The organism is uncultured Azohydromonas sp. (genome assembly GCF_937926365.1).
Lineage (GTDB): Bacteria > Pseudomonadota > Gammaproteobacteria > Burkholderiales > Burkholderiaceae_C > Azohydromonas.
Window position 1 is genome coordinate 1 of record NZ_CALAOH010000079.1, and the last position, 2,568, is coordinate 2,568.

Consider the following 2,568-nt stretch of genomic DNA (forward strand, 5'->3'; position numbering starts at 1 on the left):
TGCGGTCAACCCTCATGCCCGGCAACCCACTTGAAATTCATCAGAGGCTGAAAAAAGCCCGGCCGTGGCCGGGCTGGGCTGGCGCATCCGCGCAGGGCTCAGGCCACCAGCTGGCTCGTCGGCGGCACCTGCGCCGGCGCCGCGCCGAAGTAGCCTTCGGTGTGGATCAGCTCCTCGCGCGCGCCGAGACGGCGCGCCGCCTCCACGCAGTCGGTGACGAAAGCCGGCGCGCCGGCCACGAACACCGAGTAGTTCGACAGGTCCTTGAACAGGTCGGGCAGCACCTGGGGAATGCGCCCGTGCAGGCCCGCACCGCTTTCCTGCGTCAGCGTCGGCTTGAAGTTGAAGTTGCGGTGCCTGGCCTGCCAGAACTCCATCAGCCCGGCGCCGTACAGGTCGGCGCGCGTGCGGGCCGAGAACAGCACCGTCACCGGTCGCTTGTAGCCGCGGCGCAGCGCCGCTTCGGTCAGGGACAGGATGGGCGCCAGCCCCGAGCCCGCGGCCATGCACAGCACGGGCGTGTCCACGGAAGGGTCGCCGATGAAGGTGCCGTAGGGGCCGGCGAGCTTCACGCGGGTGCCCGGCTGCAGTTGCTCGTGCACCCAGGCGCTGGTCACGCCGCCCTCCACGCGCGTGATCTGCAGCGTGATCTCGCCGTCGGGCCGCGGCGCGTTGGCGATGGAGTAGGGCCGCGGCGGCGCGCCGGCGCGCGCGTCGCCCAGCATCACGTACTGCCCCGGCCAGTAGCGCATGGGCTGCCCCACCGGGCGCAGCCGCAGCTCCACGATGCGCGGGGTGCGCGCGATGCGGTCGGCCACCACGTAGAGCTGATGCTCGCGCGGCGGAAACAGCCGCGGCTGCGCGTCCGCCGTGCCCCATTCGATGACGAGCTCCTGCGACAGCGGCTTGGCCATGCACATGAGGCCGAAGCCCTGCGCGCGCTCCTCGGCGGAGAGCGCCATGTCCAGCACCATGCCCTGGTCGAAGCGCCCTTCGCGCACCTTGACCTTGCACTCGCCGCAGGCACCGGCGCGGCAGTTGTTGGGCAGGGCGTAGCCCGATTTCTCCAGCGCGGCCAGCACGGTGTCGCCGGCCGCGCACTCCACTTCCTTGCCCGAGGGGTACAGGCGGATGCGCGCGGCCATGCTCAGAACACCGGGATGATGCTGGCCATGTCGATGTCAGTGACCTCCTGGCCGCTGATGCCGACTTCCGGGATGGCCGGGAAGGGGATGTCGTAGCGGTCGAGCACGCCCTTGAGGTTGAGCATGGCCTTCTTCCAGTTCTCCTTCTTGGCCTCGTAGTCGGGGATGTGGAAGCCCGCGGCGCGCGCCACCTCCTCGCCCGCGCGCTGGTTGGCGATGAAGTCGTTGGGCAGGTCCCAGAAGTCGGGCGGCGGCTCGAACAGCACGGCCGACAGGAACAGGTAGCCCGCGCGCACCTGCTTGGTGATGAGCGGCTTGTCCGCGAGGTCCATCTTCGGGTAGTCGCGCTCCATCAGCGCCATGCAGATGGCCATGTGCCGGCCCTCGTCGCGGCCGATGTTGCGGAAGGCCTCCTTGAACACCTCCTCGCGGCAGCCCTCGGCCATCTGGTGGAAGATGGTTGCGGCCGCGATCTCGCCCATCAGGAAGGAGCTGAACAGCACCGCCAGGCTGTACTTGGGCACTGCGGACTTGTAGCCGCTCCAGTAGCGCCCGCCGTTGTAGTAGAGCCACTTGGCGTTCTTCTGCAGCTTGCGGCCCAGCTCGGTCTTGGGCTCGTAGCTCAGCGGGTCCGGATGCTCCAGCAGCTTCGTGATCGCCAGGCCGCACATCTGCTCGTGGTTCTGCTCGTCGCGCGTGACGGAGAAGAAGCAGCGGCGCACGGCGTCTTCCTCATGAGCCTCGTAGGTCTTGATGAAGGCCGAGGCGAACACCGGCGGCGCCGAGGCGTCGAACACCGACAGCAGCGTCCACCAGTAGGCGATGGCCTCGCGCTCCTCCCACGAGTACGACTCGGCATCGAAGGTGTCCCAGCACAGGTGCTTCGGATCCCAGTTCTCGCGCTGCGCGGCGTCCCAGACTTCCTCCAGCTTGTCGGTTTGCCGCCGCCACGACAGCGGATAGACGTTGGGTTGCGGCGTCTCGGGCGGGAACTCCATCGTCTCCGCCAGTCGTTCATTCTTCATCGCGTCTCCAGTGTCTTGGTTGGATTGGGGCGCCCGTTCTTGGCGCACGTCAAAGTTACGGGCCCCCTCGCCAACGAAGTTTGATCAGGCTCAAAGTTCGACCGACCGGACGGTCGGTGAATTCCCGAAGAGGGCCGGCGATCGAAGTGGCGGGCCGACCGCGCTGCCGCCATGGCGCTGGGCCCGAACGCAAGCTGGGGTTTTCCTTGGCGGGATTGGCGTTGCCTGGGGCCACCGCTGCCCCTTACGATCAACCGACCGGTCGGTCAATTGATCGTGCCGGCACATCCAACAACTACACCGGAGACATCCCATGCCCGTGAGGCCACCCGCCCCCGGCGAGCTGGAGCCCATCGAGCTGGCCAGCCGCGACGAGATCCAGGCGCTGCAGCTGCAAC

Annotated in this window: 2 protein-coding genes; both read right to left on the minus strand. The window is 68.1% G+C overall.

The genetic code is table 11. The annotated features are described in order from the left end of the window. Positions 1–98 precede the first annotated feature (98 nt). Positions 99–1,145 (minus strand): 2Fe-2S iron-sulfur cluster-binding protein, encoded by a 1,047-nt coding sequence (locus Q0741_RS07935; RefSeq protein ID WP_298232657.1) that lies wholly within the window; start codon positions 1,143–1,145, stop codon positions 99–101. Between the two features lie 2 nt (positions 1,146–1,147). Continuing rightward, on the minus strand, positions 1,148–2,170 hold the full coding sequence (locus Q0741_RS07940) for a hypothetical protein (RefSeq protein WP_298232658.1): 1,023 nt from the start codon (positions 2,168–2,170) through the stop codon (positions 1,148–1,150). Between the last annotated feature and the right edge of the window lie 398 nt (positions 2,171–2,568).